Here is a 26,594-nt window from a genome sequence, read left to right on the forward strand (position 1 = left end):
ACCAACTCGCTGCAACCCCACCGGCGAGCCAGCCCCGACCAGCTCCAGCGACGCATCAGCCAACAACAACCCTGCCTGAGCAGCCCGCCGCAGGCCCCCGCGCGAAGCACCAGCCACGAAGCCCACGCGAAACGCCAGCCCTCCGACACCCACCCGAGACACCGGCCCGCAGTAGCCCGGCCAGCGGCGCCAGCCTCGAACAACCAGCGAGGCATCAGCCCACAGCAGCCCGCCCGAAGCGCCGCCTTTCGGCGCCTATCTGAGGCGTCAGCTTTCGGGTCCGCCCAAGGTGCGGAAGCCAGCCATCCGCCCCGCCTGCGCCCCCCTTGCTCCGGGCCGCCCCGGCATGGCCCGGGCCACCACAGTGAGCCTCATCAATGCGCCCGAGGCCGCACGAGGGCCGGAACGGAGCACCACAAGCCGTGCCTCTCGCGCTGTAGCCCCCACACGGCCTCTACGTGCCTTCGGGAAGGCAGACAGCCTGTTACCGGTCGCCCATGAGCACCAGAACGGGATGGGTGTCTAGACGTCCTCCCCGCCGGAAGGCTTGTGGCCGGGCGGTTCCTCCCGGCTGCCGTACATCGTGTCGTGCTGGATACGTGGCGAACACACCGACGCGGAAGGGCACGCACAGCGCCGTCCACCGTCGTCCAGGCGCACCGTCACCGTGTCGGCGGGGACGTTGTGCCCGGTCACGACCCCATCGCCCTGAGGCGTGCTCACCCGGCTTCCCGCGCGAGGCATCCTGTTCCGGCTCTCGACGTACAACGGGTGCTCGTACTTCAGGCAGCACATGAGCCGCCCACAAGCCCCCGCGATGCGCAACGGGTTGACCGGCAGGTCCTGGTCTTTGGCCATGCGCACGGACACGGGCTCGAAGTCCTTCAGGAACGTGGCGCAGCACAGGTCACGGCCGCAGGGACCGATGCCGCCCTGCAGCCGCGCCTCGTCCCTGGGACCGATCTGCCGCAGCTCGACCCTGGCCCGCAGGTTACGGGCCAGGTCGCGGACCAGGGCCCGGAAGTCGACCCGGTGAGGGGCCGAGAAGTAGACGGTGTAGACGTTGTCCTGGTCGAGATAGTCGATGCCGACGACCTTCATCGGCAGCGTGTGTCGTTTGATCAGCTTCTTGGACACGCTGCGGGCCTCGGCCCTGCGGCGTTTGTTGGACTCGTCACGCGAGAGGTGTTCCTCGCCCGCCGGCCCCTCGCACACGGGCAGACCGTCGATGTCCTCGCTCGTGTACTGCGGCGCCCACACACACTCCGCCACCTCGGGGCCCGAGTCGGTCGGCACCAGCACCTTGTCGCCGACCTTGAAGGTGTGCCCGCCCGGATCGAGGTAGTAGAGCCTCCCGTAGCGTGTGAAGCTCACGGCCATGATCATTCCCATGGGCTCGAGCTCGCCTCCCTGACGGCCTCGGGGGTTGTTACGGCCTACCGTTGCCACACTACGTGTGTCCGCCCGGTGAAAGTGAGGGGCGCCGAGCCCGATCTTGAATCAACCGCTCGTCTGGCAGTCCTGGCCCTTCGGCAGCGAGACCCGGTAGCGGGCCATGGCCAGAGCCGCGTCGATCAGACAACGGCGGTCGACGACGGATGCGACACCCCGTTGCTTCCTCAGGGTCTTGAGCAGCGCGCTCCAGTCACCGCGCTCCGACCTCATCTGCAACCGGTACGACTCCGGCATGTCCTCGACCTTGGTGGCGGCGAGCAGTGTCTTGTTGTCCTTGTAGCTGCGCTTGAAGTTCTCGTACGCCGTCGACCGATCCTCGAAGAAGAAGGACTTGACCTGCTTGGACGCGCGCAGGAGTGCGTCGATCTCGTCCTTCTGTTTGGTCGTGGCCCCCTTGCCCTCCTTCACGATCTTCTCGCCGTCCGCCGCGCGTTCGGCACCGCAGGCGGGCAGCGCCGAACCGTCGGCGCAGAGGAAGACGCTGATCTGAGCGTCGGATGCCGGAAGGGAAGCCGCAGAGGGCACCAAGTCGATGTCCTCGATCCCAGGGGTTGGGGCGAGTGCCTGCTTCACCCGCACCGGATCCGTGCCGGGCTCAAGCTGCAGCCGGAACGAAGCACGCAGGTCGTCGACCGTCACCGCGTCGAGCAACCGCTGATTGTGCGCGAAATCGCGCCGGAAGCTCTCGAAGGCTTCGGCTTGGTCCACATACATGAGCGAGGTGAGGCCGGGGACCTCCTCCGCCGCCTTTTGGATCGACTTCACCTGATCAAGCGTGACGCCATGCCCTTGACAGGACGGCGCCTTCCCGCTCGCCGACCTCGAACAGAGGAAGATCGACATCTCCAGCGCGTCGGCCTGACCGCCGGTGGGGCCGGTCAGCGTCGCCACATGCTCGTCACCTCGCACGCCCAGCCAGACGGCGGTCGTCGCCCCCGCGAGCACCACCGCCACGGCTGCGCTCACCAGCCGGAGATCCACCCGGCTCCGGCGCCGCTCGGGCGTGCGCAGCGGCTTGAGCGCGCCGGTGTCCACGGTCGCGCCGGCCTCGACGAGCGCGGCACGAAGTCTGTCTTCCATCGGGCTGTTCATGATTCCTCCCCAAGCGCCCGGCCGAGGGCAGCGAGCCCTCGCGCGATCGTGGACCTGGCCGTGCTCGCGTTGACGCCCATGGTCGCGGCGACCTCCTGGTCGGACAGGTCGAAGTAGTAGCGCAGGGTCAGCGCCTCACGCTGCCTGCGCGGCAGCTCCCGCAGGGCGAGCAGCACCTCCCGCCGCTCCTCGCCCAGCAGCGCGGCGCTCTCCGCCGACCAGACCGGCGGCTCGTAGGGCACCGCCCGCCGGAACACCGTCGCCCGTCTGCGCAGGACGGAACGGCACCCGTTGAGCACGGCGGAACGCACGTAGGCCAGCGCCTTGTCGGCATCGCGCAGACGGGCCCGGCCCGCGTGCGTCCGTGCGAACGCCTCCTGTACGACGTCTTCGGCGGTGGCCTGATCGCCGACCATGATCAGGGCAAGCCGCACGAGGCCCACATGATGCTCGGCGAAGATCGATGCCACATCGACCCGTTGCCGCGCCAGGGCCTGTTGTTGGGAGAGCAGTTCGACTTCCACGCTACAGAGACGCTTCGCGGGCTCACTTGCTGCTCCGGTCACCCAGCTATCTTTTCGCTCTCCTGAAAAGCGAGAAGGCGGAAGCCGCACACCGTCCGCACAGCCTCTCCCACCAGGTCACCCCTCGGACGGCACCGAACCCCGCACACCGCCACCAGCACAACGACGGCCCCGCATCGAGCCACCCAACAGGCGGCCCACCGACCTGATCGCCAGGCTCGACGCCACCACTACCGCAGGCCGCCCCCGAACGCAGGCCGCCGCAGCCAGGCCCCTGAGGCAAGCCACCCCAGGCGAAGCCTCAAGCAGCCACCACAGGCAGTGGCCGGGATCGGCTCAGGCCGCCCCGCGCAGCGACAACATCATCGCCTCCACCGCCATCTGCGGATTGACGTTGGCCCCCAGCCGCTCCCGGCACCGCATGATCGCGTCGATCCGCCGCAGTGTCTCCTCCGGCGTGGACGACCTGGCGAGCTGGTCGAGATCGAACCGGATGTCGTCGTTGGCCAGCTCCACCCCCGCCCCGAACTGCATGGCCAGCACGTCGCGGTAGAACGACACCAGCTCCAGCAGCGCGGCGTCGAGCGAATCGCGTTTGATGCGGGTGGCCCGGGACTTCTGCCGGTCCTCCAGCTCCTTGAGCGCGCCCGCCCCGCCGCGCACCAGCCCCCGGTTGAGCCCCTTGCCCGTGGACCCCTCGCCGTAGAGCTTGCGCAGCTCGGCCGTCTCGTTCTCGTTGAGCGCGGCCGTGGCCGCCGCGGCCTCTTCCTCTGCCGTCTTGACCAGGCGTTCGGCGGCGGACACGCACTCGCCCACCCCGGTCAGCGAGCGCGGGATGCCGAGCACGGCCTCCCGCCGGTGGCGGGCGCCCTCGTCGAGGGCCAGTGACCGCGCCCTGCTGATGTGTCCCTGCGCGGCACGGGCGGCGAACGCGGCGGTCTCCCACGGCACGCTGTCGCGCGTGGCCAGCACGTGCGCGACGGCCTCGGTGGACGGCGTGGTCAGCGTGACCTGGCGGCAGCGCGACCTGATGGTGATCATGAGGTCGTCGGGGGCCGGCGCGCACAGCAGCCAGACCGTGCGCGGCGGCGGCTCCTCGATGGCCTTGAGCAGGGCGTTGGCCGCCGACTCCGTGGCGCGGTCGGCGTCTTCGAACAGGATGACCCGCCAGCGGCCCTGAGTGGGGGCGCCCGCGGCCCGCAGGATGAGCTCGCGGGTCTGCTTGACGCTGTAGGACAGCCCCTCAGGACGTACGGACTCCAGGTCGGGGTGGGAGCCGATCAGCACCTGGTGGCACTGGTCGCAGTGGCCGCAACCGGCGTCGGGGCACAGCAGCGCGGCGGCGAAGGCGCGCGCGGCCTGCTCCCGGCCCGAGCCGGGCGGGCCGGTGAACAGCCAGGCGTGCGTCATGCCGGCGCCGCGACCGCCCTTGACGGCCTCGCCGGCCGCCGCAGCGGCCCGCGACAGCACGGAGATCGCCTGGTCCTGCCCGACGAGGTCATCGAAAACTGTCACGGCGTAAGGCTAGTCGCGGATGGCGGGCATCGTGCCCGTGGCGTCTTCGGACTCCCGGGGCACCGGGTCGGGCAGGATCTCGCGGATGCGGTCCTGGATCTGGCGGGTCAGCACCTCGGGCGGCATCGTGCCGTCGACCACGAGGTAGCGGCCGGGATCGGCGGCGGCCAGCGCGCGGAACTCCTTGCGCACCCGCTGGTGGAACTCCAAAGGCTCGGACTCGATGCGGTCGGCCGCTCCGCCCAGCCGGGTCAGCCCCACCTCGGGTGGCGTGTCGATGAGCACGGTCAGATGCGGCACGAGGCCGCCCGTCGCCCAAGCGTTGATCTTGGACACGTCTTCGGGATCGAGCGCCCGGCCGGCGCCCTGGTAGGCCAGTGACGAGTCGACGTAGCGGTCGCTGATCACCAGCGAGCCCCGGTAGAGCGCCGGGCGGATCACCTTCTCGACGTGCTCGGCCCGGTCGGCCGCGTAGAGCAGGGCCTCCGAACGGGCCGACAGACCTCGCTCGGCAGCGTCGAGCAGGATGGCCCGCAGCCGCATGCCGATCTTGGTGGAGCCGGGCTCCCGCGTCTGGACCACGTCGTAGCCCTGGTCGCGCAGCCAGATGGCGATCAGCCGCGACTGGGTCGTCTTGCCCGAGCCCTCGCCGCCCTCGAACGCCATGAACAGCCCCGGCACGTGCTCGGCCGGCTCGGCGGGGTAACGCTCGCCGCGCACCGCCGCGATCAGGTCGGCCGACAGCGAGACGCCCTGCCTGTCGTCCATGTGGCGCAACGCCAGGATCCCGACGGCCATCGCGAGCCCGCCGCCGATGACCAGCACCAGGTTGGTGCCGTCGAAGCGGTAGGCGATGGCGCCGAGGCCGAACTGGTGGGCGCCGAAGAGCGCCGCCAGCGGGTTGGCCACCGCCACCACGAGCAGCAGGGTGACCCGCGCCGTGGACTGCAGGAACGAGAACGTGCGCCCGCGCAGCGCGTCTTCGACCTCCAGCCCGATCAGGGTGTAGCCGATGATCCACGCGATGCCCGCGCACGCCCCGAGCAGCACGGTCAGCATGACCACGATCGGCAGGTTGTGGATCAGCGCGATGGCCACGAGCACCACCCCGGCCACGGTGATGGCCAGGCCGAACAGCCGCCGCCGCGACAACCCGTGCAGCAGCCTGAGGCCGACGAACATGCCCAGCGCCATGCCGACGAAGACCGCGCCGAACACGACGCCGTAGGCCGCGTCGCCGCCACCGAGGGCCACCACGTAGATCTTGGCCACGCCGACCACGGCCCCACCCGCGGCGAACGCGCCGAGCATGCCGATGATCAGGCCGCGCACGAGCCGGTTGCCGCCCACGAACCGCCAGCCCTCGACGACCTGCTTGAGCACCGAGGGCGTCGAGATCGCGCCGTCGCGCTTGGGGATGCCGCGCAACGTGAAGATCAGGAAGGCCGACACCAGGTAGGCCAGGGAGTTGACGATCAGCGCCGGAGCGGTCGGGTCCATGCCGTTCAGCAGCGGCAGGACGCTGCGCCCCATGTCGCCGACCAGGGACAGCGCGGCGAACAGCAGGGCCGCGATCGGCGCGCTGCCGTAGGTGACCAGCAGGTTGAGCCGGTTGGCGGACTCGAGCTGGTCCTTGGGCACCAGGTTGGGCACCGTGGCGTCCTTGGCCGGGACCCAGAACAGGTTGACGCACTCGACCAGGACGGTCGCGACGATCACCCACTGGTAGGTGCCGATGAGGGGGATCGACAACACGACCGCGAACCTGGCCAGGTCCGCGGTGAACATGGTCAGCCGCCGGTCGAACCGGTCGGCGAACACCCCGGCCAGCGGCCCGAGCAGCACCGCGGGCAACATCTTGGCGATGAACACGCCGCCCACGGCCAGCGACTGCATGCGGTAGTCGCCCTGGTTGAGGTTTCCGGCGAGGGCGGTCAGGGCCAGGAGGTTGAGCCAGTCGCCCAGACTGCACACCGACATGGCCGTCCAGAGACGGCGGAACGGCGCATGGGCCAGCACATGTGCAGCGCGCCTAGGGGCAGTCATGATTTCAGCGTATCCAGGTGTCGGCCGGACATGGGAAGGCAGGAGACAACGCGGAATTACCCGCTTGTCCGTGGCTGAGGGTATTACGTTCGCGGGTCGGCGTGCAGGTTACCCGTGTGGAATATGCCACCGAAAACATCGTCAATTCATTACTCCGGCCTCTTGCCTGATCTCCTCCACCAGAGGGAACCAGGCGGCGCGGACGGCGGCCGGCAGGGCCAGCTCGCCCCAGAGCTCGACGAGCAGCGCACCGTCGACGTGGTCGAGCAGGTCGGCGGGGCCGCCCTGGGTCAGCAGCGCCGAGTAGGCCGCCCGGCGCTGCTCGCGATCGGCCAGGTCGTAGACCCGGCCGCCGAACCGCAGGACGCCCAGCGCCGCGGCCACCGGCAGCCGCCTCAGACGGCTCGGGACGTGGAAGCTGCGCCCGCCCGCCGACTTCACGGCGAACTCGACCTTGGGCTCAAGGGCCAGCCGGAACCCGGCCGCGTCGAGGATGCGCCCGGCCGTCTCCAGCGTCGGCGACTTCCTGCCGTGCTCGTAGGCCGACAGCGTGGTGCGCGAGGTGCCGCTCCTGCTGGCCAGCGCCTTCTGGTTCATGCTCGCCGCGTGGCGCGCCTGCCTGAACAGCAGCCCGCCGCGCCTGGCCCAGAAGGCGACGTCGGGCGCGAGCGAAGCCGCCTGGCGCAACGCCCCTTCGGCCGGGGAGGACACCATGCTCACCTCCTGCGAGTATCCGGTCGGATACTACGCCAAGATGACACCACGTGGCGACCGTGTCGCGCAAAGTCAGGAGTGCAGCTCAAGCATAGTGATCTCCGGCGGCGCGCCGACGCGTACCGGCGGTCCCCAGAACCCCGCGCCCCTGGTGACGTACACCTGCACGCCGTCGATCGTGGCCAGACCCGACACGACGGGCTGCTGCAGGCCCACCACCAGGTTGAACGGCGCGATCTGGCCGCCGTGCGTGTGTCCCGACAGCTGCAGGTCGACGCCGAAGCCGGCCGCCTGGTCCACCTGTACGGGCTGGTGGGCGAGCAGCACGGTGGAGCGCCCAGGCGTCCGTCCGCCGAGCGCCTCGGCGAAGTCGGGCCCGTCGCCCACGGCCTCGCCGTTGAGGTCGTTCACCCCGGCCAGGTCCAGTACGGCGCCCTGGTGGCTGATCTCCACGCGCTCGTTACGCAACGAGCGAACGCCGAGCTGGTCGAGCTCCTCGATCCATTCCTGGGGGCCGTTCTGGGTGTAGTACTCGTGATTACCGGTCACGAAATATGCCCCGTAGCGGGACTCAAGGCTTTTGAGCGGCTTGGCGAGGGCACCCAACTGGGCCACGGACCCGTCCACCAGGTCGCCGACGATGGCCACCACGTCGGGACGCAGGCCGTTGATCATCCTGACGATGCGCTCGGTGTGGCCGACGCCCGTGAGCGGGCCCAGGTGGATGTCGCTCACCACGGCGAAGCGCAGGCCGTTCAGCCTCGGGTCGAGCTTGGGCAGCCGGACCCGCACCGGCTCCAGCACCGGGTCGCCCAGGGCGCTGGTCATGCCGTAACCGACCGTGCCGAGCGCGCCGACCCCGGCCACCGCCGCGGTGGTGCGTCCCAGGAAGAGCCGCCTGCTCATGGTCGGCGCGGGGGCGGACGCAACGGCGGGCTCAGTGGCAGGCCCAGTGGCAGGCCCAGTGGCAGGCTCGGACGGCGCGGGGGCGGACGCCACCGCCGGGACCGGCTCCTGCACCGGGCTCGCCACCGCCACCGCCCCGCGCTCGCCCCTGCGGATGAGCATCGACGCGACGGCCCGCGGCACCTCCAGCACGAGCAGGAAGACCACGAGGTAGAACATCAGCGCCACCCACAGGTAGCCCGGCCAGGCCAGCCAGTTGCCCAGCTCCATCCGCGTGCCCGCGAACGCGGCCACCACGAGCAGGACGAGCCCGACCAGGCCCCAGGTCAGCGCCTTGCGGGCGCGCCCGGGGCGGGTCGCGGAGCGCACCATCCGATGCCACAGATAAAAGTGCGCCCCCACGACGAGAGCGACGAAGACCAGCGCGATCACACGTCGATGCTACTTACGATTTGGCCGCCGGCTTCTTCGCGGTCGTCTTCTTCGCCGGGGCCTTCCGCGTGGTCTTCTTCGGCGCGGGCGCCCGATCGCGGCGCTCGGCCAGCAGCTCGGCGGCCCGTTCGATGGTGATGTCCTCGACCGTGTCACCCTTGCGCAGCGACGCGTTCGTCTCGCCGTCGGTCACGTAGGGGCCGAAACGCCCCTCCTTGACCACGACCGGCTTCTTCGACGCCGGATCGTCGCCCAGCTCCCGCAGCGGCGCCGCCGCGGCGGCCCGCCGCCCGCGCTGCTTGGGCTGCGCGAACAGCTCCTTGGCCTGCTCGATCGTGACCGTCAGCAGGTCCTCTTCCGAGGTGAGCGAGCGGGAGTCGGTGCCCTTCTTGATGTACGGCCCGAACTTCCCGTTGTGCGCCACGACCTCCTCGCCGTCGAGCTCGCCCACCACCCGGGGGATGGCCAGCAGCTTGAGGGCGTCGTCGAGGGTGATCGTGTCCAGGGACATCGTCTTGAACAGGGAGCTGGTGCGCGGCTTGGGGGCGTCTGCCTTCTTCGTCCGCTTCTTCGGCGTCTCGTCCTCGGCCGGCTCGGGCAGGATCTCCGTCACGTACGGCCCGTAGCGGCCGTCCTTGGCCACGACCATGTGCCCGCTCACGGGGTCGCGCCCCAGCTCGCGGTCGCCGGTCGGCCGCGAGAACAGCTCCTCGGCCTTCTCCGCCGTCAGCTCGTCGGGCGTGGTGTCCTCGGGCACGTTGACTCGCGCGCCGTCTCTGTCCAGGTACGGCCCATAACGCCCGACCCGCAGGACGATGTCCGTCCCCTTGATCGGGAACGAGCTGATCTCCTTGGCGTCGATGTCACCGAGGTCGGTGACCATCTCCTTCAGGCCCTCGTCGCCGTCGCCCGCGCCGTAGTAGAAGCGCTGCAGCTCGGGCACCCGCTCGGCGCGGTCGTTGGCGATGTCGTCGAGCACCTTCTCCATCTCGGCCGTGAAGTCGTAGTCGACCAGGTTGCCGAAATGCTGCTCAAGCAGGTTGACCACGGCGAAGGCCAGGAAGGACGGCACCAGCGCGGTACCCTTCTTGAACACGTAGCCGCGGTCGAGGATCGTGCCGATGATCGACGCGTACGTCGAGGGCCGCCCGATCTCGCGGTCTTCCATCTCCTTGACCAGCGAGGCCTCGGTGTAGCGGGCCGGCGGCTTGGTGGAGTGGGCGGCCACGTCGAGCCGCGACACGGTCAGCGCGTCGCCCTCGGCCAGGTTGGGCAGCCGCTTCTCGGAGTCGTCGCGGTCGGTCGAGGGGTCGTCGGCCCCCTCCACGTACGCCTTGAGGAACCCGTAGAAGGTGATCGTCCGGCCCGAGGCGCTGAACTCGACGTTCTCGCCGGCGGCCGAACTGCCGATCACCTTGACGCTGATCGACTCGCCGACCGCGTCCTTCATCTGCGAGGAGACGGTGCGCTGCCAGATCAGCTCGTAGAGGCGGTACATGTCGCCGGAGAGGTTGGCCTCGCCCGGCGTGCGGAACTCCTCGCCGGAGGGCCGGATCGCCTCGTGGGCCTCCTGCGCGCTCTTGACCTTGCTGGTGTAGACGCGCGGCTTGTCGGGTACGTACGCGGCGCCGTAGAGCTTGATGGCCTGCGAGCGGGCGGCCGCGATCGCGGTCTCCGACAGCGTGATGCTGTCGGTACGCATGTAGGTGATGAAACCACCCTCGTACAGCCGCTGGGCCACCTGCATCGTGTACTTGGCGGAGAAGCCCAGCTTCCGGCTGGCCTCCTGCTGCAATGTGGTCGTCCGGAACGGCGCGTACGGCTTGCGCGTGTACGGCTTGCGCTCGACGGACCTGACCGAGAACGACGTGCCCTGGAGCCGCCCGGCCAGCTCACCGGCGGCGGCCTCGGACAGGTGCAGCACGTCGGCCGTCTTGAGCTGCCCGGTGCTGGCGAAGTCGCGCCCCTGGGCCACCCTCTTGCCGTCGACCGAGGTCAGCGTCGCGGTGAAGTCACGCGGCCGCTCCTCGGGCTTGCCCGAGTCGAACAGCGCCTGCAGGTCCCAGTAGTGGGCGGAGGTGAACGCCATGCGCTCCCGCTCACGCTCCACCACCAGCCGCGTCGCCACCGACTGCACCCGGCCGGCCGACAGCCGCGGCTTGACCTTCTTCCACAGGACCGGGCTGACCTCGTAACCGTAGAGCCGGTCGAGGATGCGGCGGGTCTCCTGGGCGTCGACCAGGCGGAGGTTGAGGTCGCGCGGGTTCGCGACGGCGTCGCGGATCGCCTGCGGCGTGATCTCGTGGAACACCATGCGGTGGACGGGCACGGTCGGCTTGAGCACCTCGCGCAGGTGCCAGGCGATCGCCTCGCCCTCCCGGTCCTCGTCAGTGGCCAGGTAGAGTTCGTCAGCGCCCTTCAACAGCTGCCGCAGCTTGCTGACCTGCGCCTTTTTGTCGGGGTTGACGACGTACAGCGGCTCGAACTCGTGCTCGACGTTCACGCCAAGGCGCGCCCAGGACTCCTTCTTGAAGGCCTCGGGGATGTCGTCGGCCCGCTCCGGCAGGTCACGGATGTGGCCGATGCTGGACTCGACGGTGTAGCCGGCGCCGAGGTATTTCTCGATCGTCTTCGCCTTGGCGGGCGACTCGACGATCACCAGGCGTGTTCCGCCGGAGCTGCCGTTCTTGGCTGGCACGCTGCTTCCTACCTCACTGTTCGCTTGCAATCCCCCTGCCGGGAGTCGGCATAGATCTGAAAGGTAACCCGACTCGCGGAAATTTCCTTCCCCCGGGCTACCCACTAGCTTCCGGGTCCACCCACAAGCACGCAGAATAAGCCCCATCGAGCGGCATGGCGCCCTGACTCACCCTGGAGACTAATCGTTGTGCTCGACTACTCCTACATGGATATCTTCATTCCGCGCGACCTCACTCGCGAAGCCGCACGTCAACTGCTGACCGAACATGCAGAGTACGGCCAGTGGGAGCTCGCGCGGGTGCGGGTGCACCCCGACGGGAGCCGGCACGTACGGCTGCGACGCAAGGTCATCCGTGTCCGCAGCACGCTCTGAGCCTGGACATGGCTTTGCCCGCTCCGGGCCGCGCCCCCGGAACGGGCAAAGCATCTATCGCCTACCGCTCCCAGGCGGTGGAGCGGTAGCGGTATCTGTGGCTACCGACCTATGCCGTATATCTACTTACGGCCGAACCGGAACCGGCGGGCGGTCGCGAACAGCGTGGCCGAGGCGGCGAACATCGAGCCGAGCAGCAGCGCGAGCAGCGAGCTGGAGTTCATGCCGGTGAGACCGGCGGGCTGGGCGGCGCTCATCAGGCCCAGGTTGCCGACCGGCAGGCCGCCGGTGGCGGAGGTCACGGCGCCGCCGACCGGGGTGGAGGAGAGCAGGTCGGTGGCCGGGGAGAGCGGCGACGAGGGACGGGCCGGCCCCCTGCGCACGTTGTCGGACCTGTCGGCCATGTGACGCTTGCCGGGCCGGACGGGCACCCGCTTCTCCCAGGACCTGGCCGGCATGTCCACCTCGCCGGGCCTCGCCTGCGCCGGACCCTGCACCGGAGCCTGCGCCTGGCCGGGAAGGCCGGGCAGCTCGGGCAGGGCGGGCAGGCCCAGGGTCTTGGACGCGTCGTCCACGAGCGGCAGCGAGGACAGGCCGCCGCCGACCGGCAGGCCAGAGCCCTGGAGCTGCTGCGTCACGTTGCCGGGAACCGGCAGGCCGCCCGCCTTCGGCAGGCCGCCGACGTCGGGCAGCCCGGGCACGGCGCCGGTGCCGTTGACACCGTTGAGCGCCGGGACGGCGGGCACCGCGGGCAGGAGCCCGCTCTTGGCCGCCGCCTGGTGGCCGGTGGAACGCAGGAACTGGTTGTAGCCGCCGCCCGGGTTGCCCGGCTTGCCGACGTGCGAGCCGCCCAGGCAGCCCGCCGCGGCGTCGCCCAGCACGGCCACGGCGTTGCCGCAGACGTTGACCGGGGCCGTGATCGGCGCGATCGCCTGGTTGCCGCTCAGCACGCCCGAACGCCCGGAGGTCGTGTTGCCGCCGCCGCCCACACCGTTGTGCGGCCAGACGGCCGCGCCGCCCTTGCAGTGGGCGGTGGAGGCGCCGAGCACCGCGGCCGCGTTGCCGCAGACGTTGAGCGGGGCGGTGATCGGGGCCACGACCTGGTTGCCCGCCCCGACGCCCGACTGCCCGGAGGTGTGGTTGCCGCCGGCGCCCCGGCCGCCGTTCTTGACCGAGACGACGCCCCTGCACCCGGCGAACGCCTTGCCGAACGCGGCCACCGCGTTGCCGCAGACGTTGATCGGAGCCGTGATCGGCGCGATCGCCTGGTTGCCGCCCAGCACGCCCGAACGCCCGGAGGTGGTGTTGCCGCCCGCCCCCGAACCGGCGCGGGTGTTCAGCACCGTCGCGCCGCCCCGGCAGTTGGCCACCGCGTTGCCGACGGCGTTGCCGCAGGCCGTGATGGGCAGGGTGACTGGGGCGATCACCTGGTTGCCGCTGCCCGCGCCGTAACGCCCGTCGGTGTCGTTGCCCGTGGAGCCCGGCGCGGCCATGTGGTGCAGCCAGCCGCCACCGCCCGAGTTGGTCACGCTGGCGCCGCCCTGGCAGCCCGCGAACGCCCGCCCGAACACCGCCACCGCGTTCCCGCAGATGTTGATCGGCCCGTTGACCGGCGCGATCACCTGGTTGCCGCCCAGCGCGGAGGAGCGCCCGGACGTACGGTTGCCGCCCGCGTTGCCGACGCCGCTGTTGTGCACGGAGGCGCCGCCCTTGCAGCCCGCGGTCGCGTCGCCGAAGATGGCCAGCGCGTTGCCGCAGGCGTTGATCGGAGCCGTGATCGGCGCCGTGAGCTGGTTCCCGCCGATGAGGCTGGAGTCGCCCGAGGTCTGGTTGCCCCCGGCGCCGCCCTTGCCCTTGTTGTGGACGGTCGCGCCGCCCCGGCAGCCCGCGTCCGACTTGCCGAACAGGGAGACCGCGTTGCCGCAGGCGTTCAGCGGCGCGGTGATCGGCGCGTTGACCTGGTTGCCGCCCAGCACGCTGGAGTTTCCGGAGGTGCGGTTGGGGATGTCGCTCGGGCCGACGTTCTCGACCGAGGCACCGCCCTGGGAACCGGCGGACGACTGGCCGGCCGCGCCGACGGCGTTGCCGCTGATGTCGATGGGCAGGTTGATCGGCAGGTTGACCTGGTTGCCGCCGCCGACGGAGGAGTCTCCCGAGGTGTCGGCGATGGCCGCGCTGCTGCCGAACGACATGACCGCGACCGCCAGAAGGGCCGCAGGAGTAGATGCTTTAGCCCACGTACGCATGGTGAATGCTCCTAGTGGTTCTTGGGGGGATAGCTGAAACGGTTCGCGGGCAGCCGAGGCCGTGCGAGGTCGCACACAACGGTGGCCTCGGATTCGCGAACAGGTTGACTGACGTCTCACCCGCCGACGGAGGGGATCTGACCACGCTCCGCCGTCGCTCTCCGGACGGAACGTCCGGGGCGTGTTGAGATGGCGGGATCAGTCAGGTGAGAAGGAAGGGTCGTCCGCCGCTGTGCGGACGACGGGGGGCAGCACACGCGCCATGACGGCGGACTGGTACTGCAGCCGCGGGTCGACACCGGACCGCGCGACATCCCCCATACCGGGCCCGAACGGGCCGCTGCCACCACCGTTGGGCACCAGTCCATCGGTGTCCAAGATCTTTCCGGCGGAGGATGGTGGTGGCAGGCCAGGATCCTGCTGGCTGTTGAGACCGTCCACGGTGCGGCCCGCCATCGCCTCGGCGTTGTCCGACGCCGAGAGGTAGGCGGGGACCGAAAGCGGAGCGGGGGCCGCGTCGGCGGCTCCTGTGGTGGCCGCGGTGGCATCCGCGGCCGCCGGAGCGGCGGACATGGCTCCGAACACGACGGCGAGCAGCCATCCGGCCGCCACGAGGGCGCCCATCGTGACTGCCCGCACGACAACCCTGCGGGCACCGGCCGCGAACCGCGCCATCCGGTCGGCCCGCTCGGCGGTCGTGTCCTGCTCCGGGAGCGTCGTGGGCACGCGGCGCACAGCGAGGGACGACGCCCTCGACTGCCCGACCTTCGTGCGTGCCACGTGACCTCCCAGCTTCCGGAACCGGCCTCACGTCGTGAGGCCGGTCCGTGGACTCACCCCTCAACGATCTGTAACCGTAGCAGCACCCAAAGTTGCCGCAAGGGCTTTTCAGCAGAGACCCCGAAAATGGCCAAGGACACGCTGGCCCGCTTCACGGAACTCACCTGGGAGGGTCATCCGGACGGTCCGGCGGTGCCGGCGGCGAGCCGCAGGAGAGGCGGCGCCTCTCCCCTGTGCCGATACTTGGTATGACTCACCCCCCAGAGTTTGCTAACCTTACGGAGCCGACGCGAGATGACGGTCCCGCGTGCAGGCACCAAGTCCGGGTGGCGGAATAGGCAGACGCGCTAGCTTGAGGTGCTAGTGCCCAGTGATGGGCATGGGGGTTCAAGTCCCCCCTCGGACACTATGAAGGCCCTGAGAATGTGCAGGTCACAGGCTCGGGGCTTTTTCATTTCTGCCTCCAGAACGAGCCGTGATACTCCGCTGATACTTGTGGGCCTGAGCACGAGGGTTACGCGCTCTCGACCAGGGCCGCGAACCAGTCGGCGGCCTCTCGCTGATTGCCGGGCATGACATGAGCGTAGACCCGCAGAGTGATCGCGGGATCGGCGTGGCCGAGCCGCTCGGAGACCACCTTCACGGGCTTGCCGCCCATGAGGAGGATCGTGGCATGGGTGTGGCGGAGGTCGTGCACGCGGATGCGGGGCAGCGCCTCACGACCGGCCTTCTCGAAGGCCCTCGCGCAGCGCCCGAGCTGGTCCTGAAAACCGCGCGAGAACCGCTCGGGGTGCCGGTGGTTGCCCTCCTGGTCGCCGAAGACGAGCGCGTCGTCCCTGGCGAGCTGTAGTGCCATCCCGCCCCGCTCGCGCTTGTAGGCCCTGAGTAACGCGACGGTGGCCGAGTCAAGATCGACCACGCGGGGCTTGGCGGTCTTGGTGTCGCCCTCCTTCACGACGGCACCCTCCCCCTTGATCCGCACGACGCCCACCGACCGGCGGACGCTGATCGTCCCGGCCTCCAGGTCGACGTGCCGCCACCGCAGCGCGAGCAGCTCACCGCGGCGCATGCCGGTGTGCGCCAGGAGGTGCCAGGCGACGTGAAGGTGGCTGTGATCGCGCGACCAGGCCAGGAAGTCCTTGAGCTGGACAGTCGTCCAGGGGTGCATCTCGGGGGCCTTGGCCTGCTTGGCTGTGGGCGGCTTAGCCTTGTCCGCCGGGTTGCGGGCCAGCAGGCCGGCGTCCACGGCCTCCGACAGCGCGGCGCTCAGGATGGTGTGGACGTACCGGACGGTGCGAGCCGACAGCCCTTCGCCAGCCTTATGGTCCTTCCGGCCGCTCTCCTCCAGGTAGCGGTAGTGCGCGGTCAGCTTCGGCCCGGTGAGGGCCGCGAGGGTTGCTTTGCCGATGTCGTACGGCTTGAGGTGGAGCCGGATGTTCTTCTTGTAGCTCGCCAGGGTGGACGATTCGAGCCTGAGCCCAGCGACCCACTCGTCGAGGTAGGCCCCGAGGGTCTGCTTGCTGGGCTGGACGAACTCGCCCTTGTCCACCTTGCCGAGGGCCTCGCGCAGGGCCTTCTGCGCGTCCGTCTGAGTCAGCCACGGCTGGTTGTTCTCGTCGCGGCGCCGCAGGACCTGCTTGGCCGACCCGTCCGGCAGCGTGGCCATGAACTTGATGCCGTACCGTAACTGCCCCTTGGACAGCTTGTAGCTGAAGACCGACCCTTCCCCGGGCGATCGTCTCCGCTTGGTCGGACTGCTCACTCGATCTCCTCCGTTTCGTCATCCATCAACAGGTCGATGTGGTCCAGTTCGTCAGGCAGCGGCGGTATCGCCGTCCATCCGAGGCGGCGCAACTCCTTCCGGGTCCTGGCGATCTCGTATTCAAAATGGCCGGCCAGTTTGTCGTTGGCCTCCGCCGCTTCAAGGCGAGCACGACGGACGCCCTCGGTCTCCGCCTCCTTCGCGACCTGCCGCTGATGGGCGGCCAGCTTGACCGCTAGTCGCCGCTCGCTGATGTAGCGCTGGTTCTGGCGCAGCAGATCGAGTGGGCGTACCTCCTCACGCCAGACGAGTTCGTCCTTGCCCATGAGCTTTCTCGGCGAAGATGGGTTGCCTTCCTCACGCCGATACAGGGGCGCGCTGCCCACGAACCAGTCGAAGGCGTCCCATACCGTCGCATCGACGCCGGGCGCCATTTCGATCATCTCCGTCCGCCCCAAGGGGAACAGGAGCAGGATCGGGGGGACCCTCAGCACTCGCGCCAGAACCACGACCTCGGCCACGCTGACGGTGGGCCGCCGGCCGTTCTCGAAGTTGGCGAGCACCGACCGGGCGATGGGAAACCCCGCCTCTTCGCATGCATCGGCGAGCTGCTGCGCGCTCAGCCCCCGACGCTGCCGATGTCGGCGTACTTCCCCGGCGATCATGCGGGCCAGGTCGCCCGCCCACTCGTCTTGTGACACACAAGCACAATATGGCCCAAGTTGACATCCCGCAAGCGGCTCTGCATCATCATGATCGTGCATGACAACTTCCCTAAGACCTGTCACCTCGGAGCACAACGCTCGGAGGACTGGCTTACCTCGGCCGAATTGGCCTGTCTCGCCCGCGTATCCCTCAGCACGGTCCGCCGATGGGCACGCAACGGCATCGGTCCTCGGCCTCACCGCGTCGGGCCACGCCTGGTCCGGTACCACCGGCCGGAGGTGGAGACATGGCTGACCGGCACAAGCAAGAAGGGAGAGGGCGCATGACGATCGAGGAACTCGGCGACAAGCTGTTCGCCACCGTGCCCGAGGTCGGTCGCATTCTGCGTGCCGACGAGCGCACCATCCGGAAGGCCATCGGGGAGGGGCAGATCCCTGCCACCAAGGTCGGGGCGATCCACCGCGTTCCGGTCGCCTGGCTACGCGGTCAGGCCCTGCTCAACGCCCCTGAGATCGAAGTCGAGGTCATCAGCAGTGCAGCGTGACATAGAGAGAGGCGCCCCTCGCCACAAGGAGCGCCCCCAGAGTTCGGCAGCCTTCAGCAGCCCCGATCACCCCAGCGTACCCGTCGACGAGCTTCGCCGCCTGCTCAGCGACCTGGAGGAACAGCACCAGCGGGAGCGTGACGCCTTCCGGCAGGGGTACCTCCTCGGTTTCACCGCCGGCGAGGAGACTGGATACGGCCGCGCCGAGAACGACATGGCCGTCTACTGGGCCGCTATCGCCCGCAAGGTTCGTGCCACTGCCGACATGCCGTCCTACCGCGAACTCGAACTCGTCCGGTGGGACGGGCCGCGTGAACGGTTCCGCCAGGGCCGGCCGGGTGACCGCCCGCGCCGTCACGAGCGAGGTGTGGCATGAGCATGACTCCGGCAGAACTGGGCGCTGGAGACGCCGTACGGGCTGCCATTCTCGGGGATCCCGAACCGGCGAAGCCTCGGCGACTTCACGTCACCCGTGCCTCGCTGATCGAACCCGAACTTCTGGACTGGGCATGGCGCGACGGGGACGCTCATCGCATTCCGGCTGGCGCGCTCACTGTTGTCGCTGGCCGTGAAGGCACAGGCAAGAGTTCCTTCGGTATCTGGCTCGCGGCCTGCATCACCCGCGGGACTCTCCCCGGAACGTTCTACGGCACCCCGCGATCGGTGCTCTATGTCGCGGTCGAGGACTCGTGGGCGCACACCCTCGTCCCCCGCCTGATCGCGGCAGGAGCAGACCTGGACCTCGTGTATCGAGTCGAGGCGGTCGAGGCGGAGGGCGTCCACGGTACGGTCAGCCTGCCTCGCGACAACGAGGAACTGCGCGAAGTCATCGCCGAGCACGACGCCGCCCTCGTCGTCCTGGACCCCCTCATGTCGTTGATCGGGGGCGGGATCGACACCCACAAGGAACGCGACGTCCGCAAGGCGCTGGATCCACTTGCTCGTGTCGCCGACAAGACCGGCGCAGTCCTCCTCGGGATCGCACACTTCAACAAGAGCAGCGGGACCGACGCCTCCTCGCTGATCACAGGCTCTGGCGCCTTCAAGAACGTCGCCCGCGCGGTGTTCGGATTCGCCCGGGACCCTGACGACGGCACGCGAGTGATGACCCAGAGCAAGAACTCGCTCGGCGGTGAGGACGCCTTGCCGTCCCTGGCCTACGCCATCGAACAGGTGGAGATCGAAACCCGCAAAGGCCCCACGGGCGTGGGCCGCCTCGTCTTCAAGGGCGAGACGGATCGCAGCGTCTCGGAGATCCTCGGCCAATCGCTGAGCGGCGAGGAGCGCCAGGAGAAGATGACGGCGGTCGAGTTCCTGAAGGCCCGTCTGGCAGGCGGCCAGAAGGTCCCCACACGGGAGATCGAGGACGAGGCCACGCAGGCGCACGGTATAAGCCAGCGCACCCTCCACCGGGCGCGTCGGGCCCTCGGCGTCATCGCCGAGCAGATGCCCACCGGCCACAACCGCAAGCGCGAATGGTGGCTCTCCCTCCCTCAGGATGCCAACAGGTCAGACGCCTGACCTCGGCAGACTGCCAGATTGCCATTTCCCTCTACATCTACGGACGTTGGCAGCCTGGCAGTCTGCCGCCCCGCTTCACCGGATCACACAGTACGGAGGTTCTCGTCTTGACCACCGCGATGGCCGCCACCATCACAGGCGCCCAGCACGCCCTGGCTCTCCTCCTGGCCGAGTGGGGCCTGCCTGACTCGGAGCGGAAGGCTGCCGACGCCGTCACCATCCTCATGAGGTACGGGCTGCGCCCCACCGCTGCACGCCCGGCCCTGCCCGTCCCACGTACGCGAGACGCGGCCGATCCAGGCACCGCCCACCGGGGCGCTGCTCACGCTCGCCGACTGCTGGCCGCTCGCCGTCAGGAGTGCGAGTAATGGGCCGCCCCTCCAAGCTCACCCCGGAACTGCGTGACGAGCTGTGCCGGCACCTTGAGGCGGGCCACTTCCTCGGCACCGCCGCCGACCTGTGCGGCGTGGGCCGATCCACCGTCCACAGATGGATGGCCCGCGGGGAGGAAGAGGACGCGCCCCTCGAATACCGGGAGTTTCGGGAGGCCCTTACGCGCGCACGCGCGCGTGCCGCGGATGTCCTCGTGTCGGCCGCCTTCGCCGACGCCAAGGGCGGTGCGCTCATTCGGGAAGTCGTCCGGCCCGACGGGGCGGAGGAGCGGACATGGACACCTCCGAACGGGCGAGTCGCCCTCGAACTGCTCGCGCGTATGCACCCGGAGGAATGGCGCCCGGTGAAGGCGGTCGAAGTGTCCGGTCCACAGGGCGGGCCGGTGCAGGTGATCCCCGACCAAGCGATCATCGAGAACATCCGGGCGCGGGTCGCGATGTCGAAGGCCCGACGGCAGGCAGAAAAGCAGGAGAGGATCTGACCACCCTCTCGGACTTTTGCGAGGCGCCTACGCGCACGCGCGCGAGCGGAGGTCCCGGGCTGTGATCTGCAACGCAGCCTGATCGGGACCCCTGCAACATCTTCTGGCCGCATGTCGCCCGTAGCGGCTCAGACCTCCCACAGCTACACCGGGCCACCACTCGGAGACTTGGCCGTTCACGAGAAGCAGCCTGCCTCCCGCCGCGCTACGGGGGCAGGCTCAGCCGATCGCAGGTGTCTGGCCTCGGCTGGATGCGTCGGCGGTTTGGGATGTTGGCCGAAGTCCGGAGCACTGGGGAGGGCTATCGTAATTGGATCGCCCGTGCAGGGACGTACGGCGCCCGCTGTTCCATGGCGGGCGCGCCCGAAACTGGGCACCAGTAGGAGCCCTACGGCCTTCAGGTCGCCACCTCTGACGAGCAAGGACACCCCCAACCTATGGCAGTGACCCAGCAGGAGATCGAGAACCGCTTGTGGGATGCCGCCGACGAACTGCGCGTGGCGATGCCCGAGGCGCAGTACGCCTCCGTCATCTTCCCGCTGATGTTCTGGAAGTACCTGTCGGACACCTGGGAGCACCAGCACGAGCAGTTCCTGGCCGACAACGAGGGCCTGGACGACCTGTCCGCCGAGGAAGCCCACGAGATCGAGTACCGCGACTACCAGTCGTTCGAGATCCCGTTCATCTACCCCGGTACCGTCCAGCAGCGTCGCGCCTCCTGGACGTACATCCTCGCCACCATCACCCAGCCCGGCCTCGGCCAGCGCGTCCGCGCCTCCCTGCAGGCCATCGAGACGGCCAACCCTGACAAGTTCTCCCGCCTGTTCGGGTCCATGACCTGGACCTCCGAAGAGGTGCTGCCGGGGGAGGTGCTGGCGGCGGTAATGCAGACGATGGACCGCACCCCGAAGATGCACGAGGGCAACATGTCCCACGACGTCCTCGGTGGCGCGTACGAGTACCTGCTGAAGCGGTTCTCCGACGGGTCCGGCACCCGAGCCGGCCAGTTCTTCACGCCGCGCGAGGTCGTCGAGCTGATCGTCGAGGTCCTGGACCCCAAAAGCTACGAGTCGGTGTACGACCCGACCTGCGGATCGGGCGGCATGCTCATCGCCTCCGCGAATCTCCTGAAGGCCCACGGCGGGCGTGGCTACACCCTCAAGTTGTACGGGCAGGAGGCCGTACCGGACACTGCGGGTGTGGCCCGCATGAACCTCTTCATGCACAACCTCACCCAGTTCAAGGTCGAGGTCGGCGACACCCTGAAGGACCCACGCTTCAAGAAGCCGGACGGGTCCGTCGCGCAGTTCGACGTGATCGTCGCCAACCCCCCCTACAGCCTCAAGTGGAAGCCCTGGACCAATGACCCGCGCACCCTCGGCAGGGTCGCCCCACCGTCAACGGCGGACTGGGCGTTCGTGCAGCACATGATCGCCAGCATGGGCCCGAAGAAGGGACGCGCCGGCGTCGTCCTGCCGCATGGCGTCCTCTTCCGAGGTGGCCAGGAAGCCGCCATCCGCCAGCGCGTCCTGGACGACGACCTGCTCGAAGCAGTCATCGGCCTGCCTGCCAACCTCTTCTACAGCACCACCATCCCCACGGCGATCTTGGTGTTTCGCGCACCTGGCACCAAGGACCCGGAGCGGCAGGGCGGCGTGCTGTTCATCGACGCCTCCAAGCGGTTCACCAAGGCCAAGAACCGCAACATCCTCACCGACGCCGACATCGCCGACATCGTGACCGCCTACCACTCCAAGATGGACGCCGAAGGCAACCCGGTGGACCCCGACGGAGAAGGCGGACTCGCGGCGCGATTTGTTCCCACCGCAGAGATCGCGGCGAACGGGTACGACCTCAACATCGGGCGGTACATCAAGCAGGCCGCCGCCAAGCAGGAGGACCTTGGCACCCTCATCGACGCCTACAACATCGCCCGCGCCGAGCGCCAGAAGACCGAACAGCGCATGCTCGCCGTCCTCGCCGCCGCAGGGATCGAGGGCTTCGATGAGTGACGGCTATCCGCTTCGTCCGCTCGGAGAGGTGATGCGCCTCGACATCCAGCGCATCCCAATGATGCCGGCAACCACCTACCGTCTAGCCGGGGTCCTGAACGCAGGACAGGGGCTTGTCGCTAAAGGGGAACTCGACGGCGGAGACACAGAGTACTCAGCAATGAACGTGCTGCGCGTCGACCAGGTCGTGATGCGAAAGCTGACCGCGTGGGAAGGCCCGATCACCGTAGTACCTGCCGAGTTCGACGGATTCGTCGTCAGCAACGAATTCCCGACATTTACGCTTGGCCCAGAACTGGTGCCCGACTGGATGAGGCACGTCTGCCGCTCACCGCTATTGTGGGCAGAGATGAAGAACCGGGTGAGCGGGACAGTTCAACGGCGTAAGCGCCTCAACCCAGAGCAACTCTTGCAGATCGAACTCCCGATCCCGCCCCGCGAGGTACAAGCGAGGATCGTCGAGATCCTCGTCGCAGTGGACGCCCAGATCACCGCACTCGACGCCGAGGTCGAGGCCATCATGAAAGTCCGTACGGGCCTGGTCGGAAGGTCTGCCGATATCGGGCAGGTTCCCCTCGGAAGCCTGGGGGCTGTTTCGCAGGGGAAAGGGCTGCCGAAGGAGTTCCAGGGCAAGAAAACGGGCGACATTCCTTGGTACAAGATCGCCGATATGACCCGTCCGGGAAACGAGTTCGGCTACACCCTTGCTGATACGCGGCTTACCTCCTCGGAGGTGGCTGAACTTGGCGGTGTTGTGGTCGAGGCTGGCGCGGTGACATTCCCTAGGGTGGGGGCGGCAGTTCTCACCGAGAAGAAGCGGATCATGGACGCCCCCGGAGCGCTGGATGAGAACCACCTCATTATTACGCCCCGGGAAGGAACAAATTCGGAGTATCTGTTGGCGGTCATGGAAAGCTTCGCGCTCTCGGGCCTGGTCCGACCGGGCGCTGTCCCTTCGTTAAATATGGGCCTGATCCGTTCGACGAAGGTGCCTTGGAGTTGGGCGGAAAACCAGTCCCTCGGGGCTGTGCTAGGCGCGCTCCGAGCCCAATCTCGTGTGCTGTCGGCTGAGGCTGCCAGCCTTCGTACAACCCGGGCGGGGCTGCTGAGGGGGTTGGTGGATCGCACCATCGAGATTGAGTCCGCCGAAGTGGAGGTCTGAGCCGTGGCAAAGGGGATTCGGGAGCGTGAGTTCCAGAACCTGATGATCCAGTGGTCCCTCCCCATGGGCTGGGCCTTCACTGCGGGCAGGTCGCTGCCGCGTGAGACGACACAGACGGTGGTGGCCAGCTTATTGAGGGACGCCATCGTCCGGCTCAACCCTGGCGTGATCGGCGGCTTCGACGTGGATGCGGTGGTCGAGGAGATCGTCGCCACGGTCAACGCCGTCGAAGGCGGACTCGTGCGGGCCAACGAGCAGGTGCTGCGCCTGCTGCGCGGGCACAAGGAGTTCCGGGACGCCGACGGCGTGTGGCACACCCTGAAGGTCATCGACTTCGAGCACCCGACCGCCAACACGCTGGTCGTGTCGGACGAGGTGACCATCACTGTCCCCGGCAAGACCTCCCGCCGGTTCGACCTCGTGTACTGGGTCAATGGCCTGCCCCTGGTGGTGGTTGAGGTGAAGTCGCCGACCGCGAATTCAGGTTGGGCGGACGCCGCCCGCGAGATCAACGACGTCTACGCCGCCGAGTACCCGTGGTTCTTCACCCCCAACGTCTTCGCCGTCGCCTCCGACGGGCTGAAGCTGCGGTTCGGTGCCGCCGGCGCCCCCACGAACCTGTGGCAGCCCTTCCGGTCCACTGCCGACGACGAGAACCTGTCCGGGCAGGCCGACGTACAGCGCTCCGTCGAACTGCTGCTCAACCCGGCCACCGTCCTAGACATGCTGGCGAACTTCGCCTTGTTCGACACCTCCGGGGGCGGGGTGGACACGAAGTACCTGCCCCGCTACCCACAGATGGAAGCCGCCCACCTCATCCACGAGCGAGTCCTAGCTGGCGGCCAGAAGGGTCTGATCTGGCACCACCAAGGCAGCGGGAAGACGTTGCTGATGGTGTTCGCCGCCTCACTGCTGCTGGCCGACACCCGCACCGAATCACCCACGATCATCCTGCTCTCGGACCGGACCCAACTCGTCCGCCAGACCTCCGGGGTGTTCACCTCCGCCATGGGGAGCGCCTACTTCCACCAACCCGCCACCAGCCAGGAGCTGCGTGCCCTGCTGGCCGACGACGTGCGCGGCGTCATCTCCACGACCGTCCACAAGTTCGCCGACGCCGGCAAGAACCTGTCGACCCGGGACAACATCATCGTGCTGGTCGACGAGGCACACCGCACCCAGTCCGACAAGGCGAAGTCCCTGGCCGGGCAGATGCGCGCAGCGTTACCGCGCGCGAAGTTCTTCGGCATGACCGGCACCCCCGTCAGGAACCTCGCCACCGACACCTTCGCCCTCTTCGGCGAAGAGACCGACCCGGGCAGGGTGCTGCACCGGTACTCAGTGTCCCGGTCTCTGCTGGACGGGGCCACCGTTCCGGTCATGCTGGACCCGCACCCGGTTGCCTTCGATTTAGACGACCAGGCGTTGCAGGCTGAATTCGACCAGTTCGCCGACGACTTCGACCTCGACGATCCCGACCGTGAGCTCCTGTCCCGCAAGTTCGGGCGCCTCACCTCGGTGTTCGCCAACCCCGACCGCATCCACGCGGTCTGCCAGGACATCGTGGACCACTACTTGGCCGGCGCCTACCGCAACGGCCTCAAGGCCCAGGTCGTCGCCTACAATCGCGAGCTGGCCGTGGCCTACACAGACAAGATCAACGAGCTGCTGGCAGGCTTCGAGGCGTCACAGGTGCTCGCCGAGGTCGGCAAGCATAGCCGGATCACCGCCGAGGTGAACATCTCCGTCTCGGACGCCAAGGACGAAGACCCCGCCATGCGCCCGTTCCGCCTGTCGGAGGCCGAGGAAGAGGAGCAGAAGCGGCGGTTCCTCACCCCGGACGACCCGCTGTGCTTTCTGGTGGTGACCGCGAAGCTGATGACCGGGTTCGACGCCCCCAACGAGGGCGTCCTCTACCTGGACAAGCCGCTGAAGGCCCACACCCTCTTCCAGACGATCACCCGCCCGAACCGTACCTGGGTGTCCCCGACCGGGTTCGTAAAGACCTCCGGCGTGATCGTGGACTACATCGGGCTGGCCGAAGAGGTGCAGCGGGCCGTCGTCGATCCCACCTCGCCGGGCACCGGTAAGGGCGGGGGGTTCGTCACCGACCTGTCCGAGCTCGTCGCCGAGTTCCGCACCACCTTCGCCCGCATCGAAGACCTTCTCGTGGACGTGGACGGCCTGGACCTCACGGTCCACGGATACGAGTCCGTACGGGCCATCAACGCCTTCCTGGACGCCAACCCTGGCACCGCCGAAGTGTTCAGCAAGGACTACCGGCTGCTGGCCCGCCTGTACCCGCTCATCAGCACCGACAAGCGGGTGGCCAAGTACCGGGACGGTTTCGGGCTGTTCGGGTCCGTGTACACGACCCTGTTCAAGAAGTCCTCCGACGAGGAGAGGAAGGAGCGACTGGGTGAGCTGGGACCGATGGTCCTGGAGATCATCAACGCCCACGTCCACTCCTTCTCCGTGGTCGCCACCCGAGAGGAAGCCCTTGTCCTGGACGCGCAGGGCATCGCCATCCTCAAGGAACTGATGGCCCTTGTCCGGCCCAAGCCCGGCAGGGACGGCGAGGACAAAAGGCCGCCGTCCGCAGCGGAGATCTTGGACCACATCAAGGCCGCCCTCGAAAAGGGCGTCGAACCGGGCTCCGCGAAGTACACCGCCCTCGCAGAGCGGATCAAGCAGCTGCGGGACCGGATCATCCAGAACTCACAGGACGCCCTGGAGTTCCTGTCCGAGGCGCTCCGGATTGCTCGCGCCATCGTGAACGCTGGAAAGCACCCCGATGAAGCGGTCGTGCTGGACGACGACCACGTGGGCGTCCTGTCGCGGATCATCCACGACCACGCACCTCCCGGCCTCACCATTACGGAAAGGAACCTGGCCGAGGAGATCGACCAAGTGGTCACCCGCACCCTTGCCCGGTCATGGGACAACGCCGACGCCCGTAACCGCGGCGTCCGTCGCGCCACCGCCGCGGTCTTCCGCAAGTACCTGCTGAAGCCGGTGGGAGAGCCGTATGACTCCACCGTCGCCTACATCGAAGCCCACTATCTAGTCGACTGACGAACGAAGGCCCGGCAACCTGTGGCGACTGTCGGGCCTCGCCGCGCTGCTCGGGCCATGATCCATGGCGCTGGCGCAACCGATCTTCCGCTCGCTTCTGTTCGGATGGCCCCAGCGCTTCCCGCCCCCGGCGTCTCAGTCTCCGCCATCGCGCGGCATGGCCGCCGGCCGGGACAAGTCTCCCGTCGTTCACGG

At 68.6% G+C, this 26,594-nt stretch carries 21 protein-coding genes and 1 tRNA gene; 10 read left to right on the plus strand and 12 right to left on the minus strand.

The genetic code is table 11. The features are described from left to right. Positions 1-522 precede the first annotated feature (522 nt). The 8 genes from ricT to topA all read right to left on the minus strand — a co-directional run bounded on the left by ricT (position 523) and on the right by topA (position 11,382). On the minus strand, positions 523-1,380 hold the full coding sequence (gene ricT, locus ABZ459_RS23175) for a regulatory iron-sulfur-containing complex subunit RicT (protein WP_357973559.1): 858 nt from the start codon (positions 1,378-1,380) through the stop codon (positions 523-525). 120 nt (positions 1,381-1,500) lie between these two features. Further along, entirely contained in the window at positions 1,501-2,547 is a 1,047-nt protein-coding gene (locus tag ABZ459_RS23180) for a permease-like cell division protein FtsX (RefSeq protein WP_357973562.1), read from the minus strand. Beyond that, entirely contained in the window at positions 2,544-3,071 is a 528-nt protein-coding gene (locus tag ABZ459_RS23185; RefSeq protein ID WP_357973565.1) for a SigE family RNA polymerase sigma factor, read from the minus strand. The genes ABZ459_RS23180 and ABZ459_RS23185 overlap by 4 nt, the downstream gene beginning before the upstream one ends. Positions 3,072-3,407: 336 nt before the next feature. Next, positions 3,408-4,586, minus strand: a complete 1,179-nt coding sequence (locus ABZ459_RS23190; protein ID WP_357973568.1) for a DNA polymerase III subunit delta' — start codon at positions 4,584-4,586, stop codon at positions 3,408-3,410. A 9-nt stretch (positions 4,587-4,595) separates the two neighbouring features. Continuing rightward, entirely contained in the window at positions 4,596-6,632 is a 2,037-nt protein-coding gene (gene tmk, locus ABZ459_RS23195; RefSeq protein ID WP_357973571.1) for a dTMP kinase, read from the minus strand. Positions 6,633-6,773: 141 nt separating this feature from the next. After that, the gene (locus ABZ459_RS23200) at positions 6,774-7,346 is read right to left on the minus strand and encodes a helix-turn-helix transcriptional regulator (protein ID WP_357973574.1); all 573 of its coding nucleotides are present in this window, start codon (positions 7,344-7,346) and stop codon (positions 6,774-6,776) included. Between the two features lie 72 nt (positions 7,347-7,418). Next, the gene (locus tag ABZ459_RS23205; RefSeq protein WP_357973577.1) at positions 7,419-8,684 is read right to left on the minus strand and encodes a metallophosphoesterase; all 1,266 of its coding nucleotides are present in this window, start codon (positions 8,682-8,684) and stop codon (positions 7,419-7,421) included. Between the two features lie 13 nt (positions 8,685-8,697). Continuing rightward, positions 8,698-11,382, minus strand: coding sequence for a type I DNA topoisomerase (topA, locus tag ABZ459_RS23210; protein ID WP_357973580.1), 2,685 nt, complete (start codon positions 11,380-11,382; stop codon positions 8,698-8,700). 189 nt (positions 11,383-11,571) lie between these two features. Between topA and ABZ459_RS23215 the strand changes: the two genes are divergently transcribed. Then, positions 11,572-11,757 carry a DUF5703 family protein gene (locus ABZ459_RS23215; RefSeq protein WP_125641854.1) on the plus strand — a complete coding sequence of 62 codons (186 nt, stop codon included), beginning with the start codon at positions 11,572-11,574 and terminating at the stop codon, positions 11,755-11,757. A gap of 122 nt (positions 11,758-11,879) precedes the next feature. Here ABZ459_RS23215 and ABZ459_RS23220 read toward each other — a convergent pair whose 3' ends face one another. Next, on the minus strand, positions 11,880-14,003 hold the full coding sequence (locus tag ABZ459_RS23220; protein WP_357973583.1) for a chaplin family protein: 2,124 nt from the start codon (positions 14,001-14,003) through the stop codon (positions 11,880-11,882). A 198-nt stretch (positions 14,004-14,201) separates the two neighbouring features. Further along, the gene (locus ABZ459_RS23225; protein WP_357973586.1) at positions 14,202-14,729 is read right to left on the minus strand and encodes a hypothetical protein; all 528 of its coding nucleotides are present in this window, start codon (positions 14,727-14,729) and stop codon (positions 14,202-14,204) included. Positions 14,730-15,103: 374 nt separating this feature from the next. Between ABZ459_RS23225 and ABZ459_RS23230 the strand changes: the two genes are divergently transcribed. Then, positions 15,104-15,189 (plus strand) — tRNA-Leu (locus tag ABZ459_RS23230). Positions 15,190-15,297: 108 nt separating this feature from the next. Here ABZ459_RS23230 and ABZ459_RS23235 read toward each other — a convergent pair. Continuing rightward, positions 15,298-16,545, minus strand: a complete 1,248-nt coding sequence (locus ABZ459_RS23235) for a site-specific integrase (protein ID WP_357973589.1) — start codon at positions 16,543-16,545, stop codon at positions 15,298-15,300. Further along, a complete protein-coding gene (locus ABZ459_RS23240; RefSeq protein WP_357973592.1) occupies positions 16,542-17,246 on the minus strand; it encodes a helix-turn-helix transcriptional regulator in 705 nt (234 codons plus the stop codon). The genes ABZ459_RS23235 and ABZ459_RS23240 overlap by 4 nt, the downstream gene beginning before the upstream one ends. A 51-nt stretch (positions 17,247-17,297) precedes the next feature. Between ABZ459_RS23240 and ABZ459_RS23245 the strand changes: the two genes are divergently transcribed. The 8 genes from ABZ459_RS23245 to ABZ459_RS23280 all read left to right on the plus strand — a co-directional run bounded on the left by ABZ459_RS23245 (position 17,298) and on the right by ABZ459_RS23280 (position 26,399). Beyond that, positions 17,298-17,537: a helix-turn-helix domain-containing protein gene (locus ABZ459_RS23245; RefSeq protein ID WP_357974229.1), complete on the plus strand. Its 240-nt coding sequence runs from the start codon at positions 17,298-17,300 to the stop codon at positions 17,535-17,537. Then, the gene (locus ABZ459_RS23250) at positions 17,534-17,755 is read left to right on the plus strand and encodes a helix-turn-helix domain-containing protein (protein WP_357973595.1); all 222 of its coding nucleotides are present in this window, start codon (positions 17,534-17,536) and stop codon (positions 17,753-17,755) included. The genes ABZ459_RS23245 and ABZ459_RS23250 overlap by 4 nt, the downstream gene beginning before the upstream one ends. Next, positions 17,745-18,131, plus strand: a complete 387-nt coding sequence (locus tag ABZ459_RS23255; RefSeq protein ID WP_357973598.1) for a hypothetical protein — start codon at positions 17,745-17,747, stop codon at positions 18,129-18,131. Before ABZ459_RS23250 ends, ABZ459_RS23255 begins: the two co-directional genes overlap by 11 nt. Next, positions 18,128-19,276, plus strand: a complete 1,149-nt coding sequence (locus ABZ459_RS23260) for an AAA family ATPase (RefSeq protein ID WP_357973600.1) — start codon at positions 18,128-18,130, stop codon at positions 19,274-19,276. The genes ABZ459_RS23255 and ABZ459_RS23260 overlap by 4 nt, the downstream gene beginning before the upstream one ends. Before the next feature lie 367 nt (positions 19,277-19,643). Next, positions 19,644-20,150, plus strand: coding sequence for a hypothetical protein (locus ABZ459_RS23265; RefSeq protein WP_357973603.1), 507 nt, complete (start codon positions 19,644-19,646; stop codon positions 20,148-20,150). Positions 20,151-20,587: 437 nt separating this feature from the next. Continuing rightward, complete coding sequence (locus ABZ459_RS23270; RefSeq protein ID WP_357973606.1) at positions 20,588-22,162, plus strand: class I SAM-dependent DNA methyltransferase; 1,575 nt, start codon at positions 20,588-20,590, stop codon at positions 22,160-22,162. Continuing rightward, positions 22,155-23,324 carry a restriction endonuclease subunit S gene (locus tag ABZ459_RS23275; protein WP_357973608.1) on the plus strand — a complete coding sequence of 390 codons (1,170 nt, stop codon included), beginning with the start codon at positions 22,155-22,157 and terminating at the stop codon, positions 23,322-23,324. The genes ABZ459_RS23270 and ABZ459_RS23275 overlap by 8 nt, the downstream gene beginning before the upstream one ends. A gap of 3 nt (positions 23,325-23,327) precedes the next feature. After that, on the plus strand, positions 23,328-26,399 hold the full coding sequence (locus ABZ459_RS23280; protein ID WP_357973611.1) for an HsdR family type I site-specific deoxyribonuclease: 3,072 nt from the start codon (positions 23,328-23,330) through the stop codon (positions 26,397-26,399). The last annotated feature ends 195 nt before the right edge of the window (positions 26,400-26,594 follow it).

This window comes from Nonomuraea sp. NPDC005692 (assembly GCF_040631115.1).
Lineage (GTDB): Bacteria > Actinomycetota > Actinomycetes > Streptosporangiales > Streptosporangiaceae > Nonomuraea.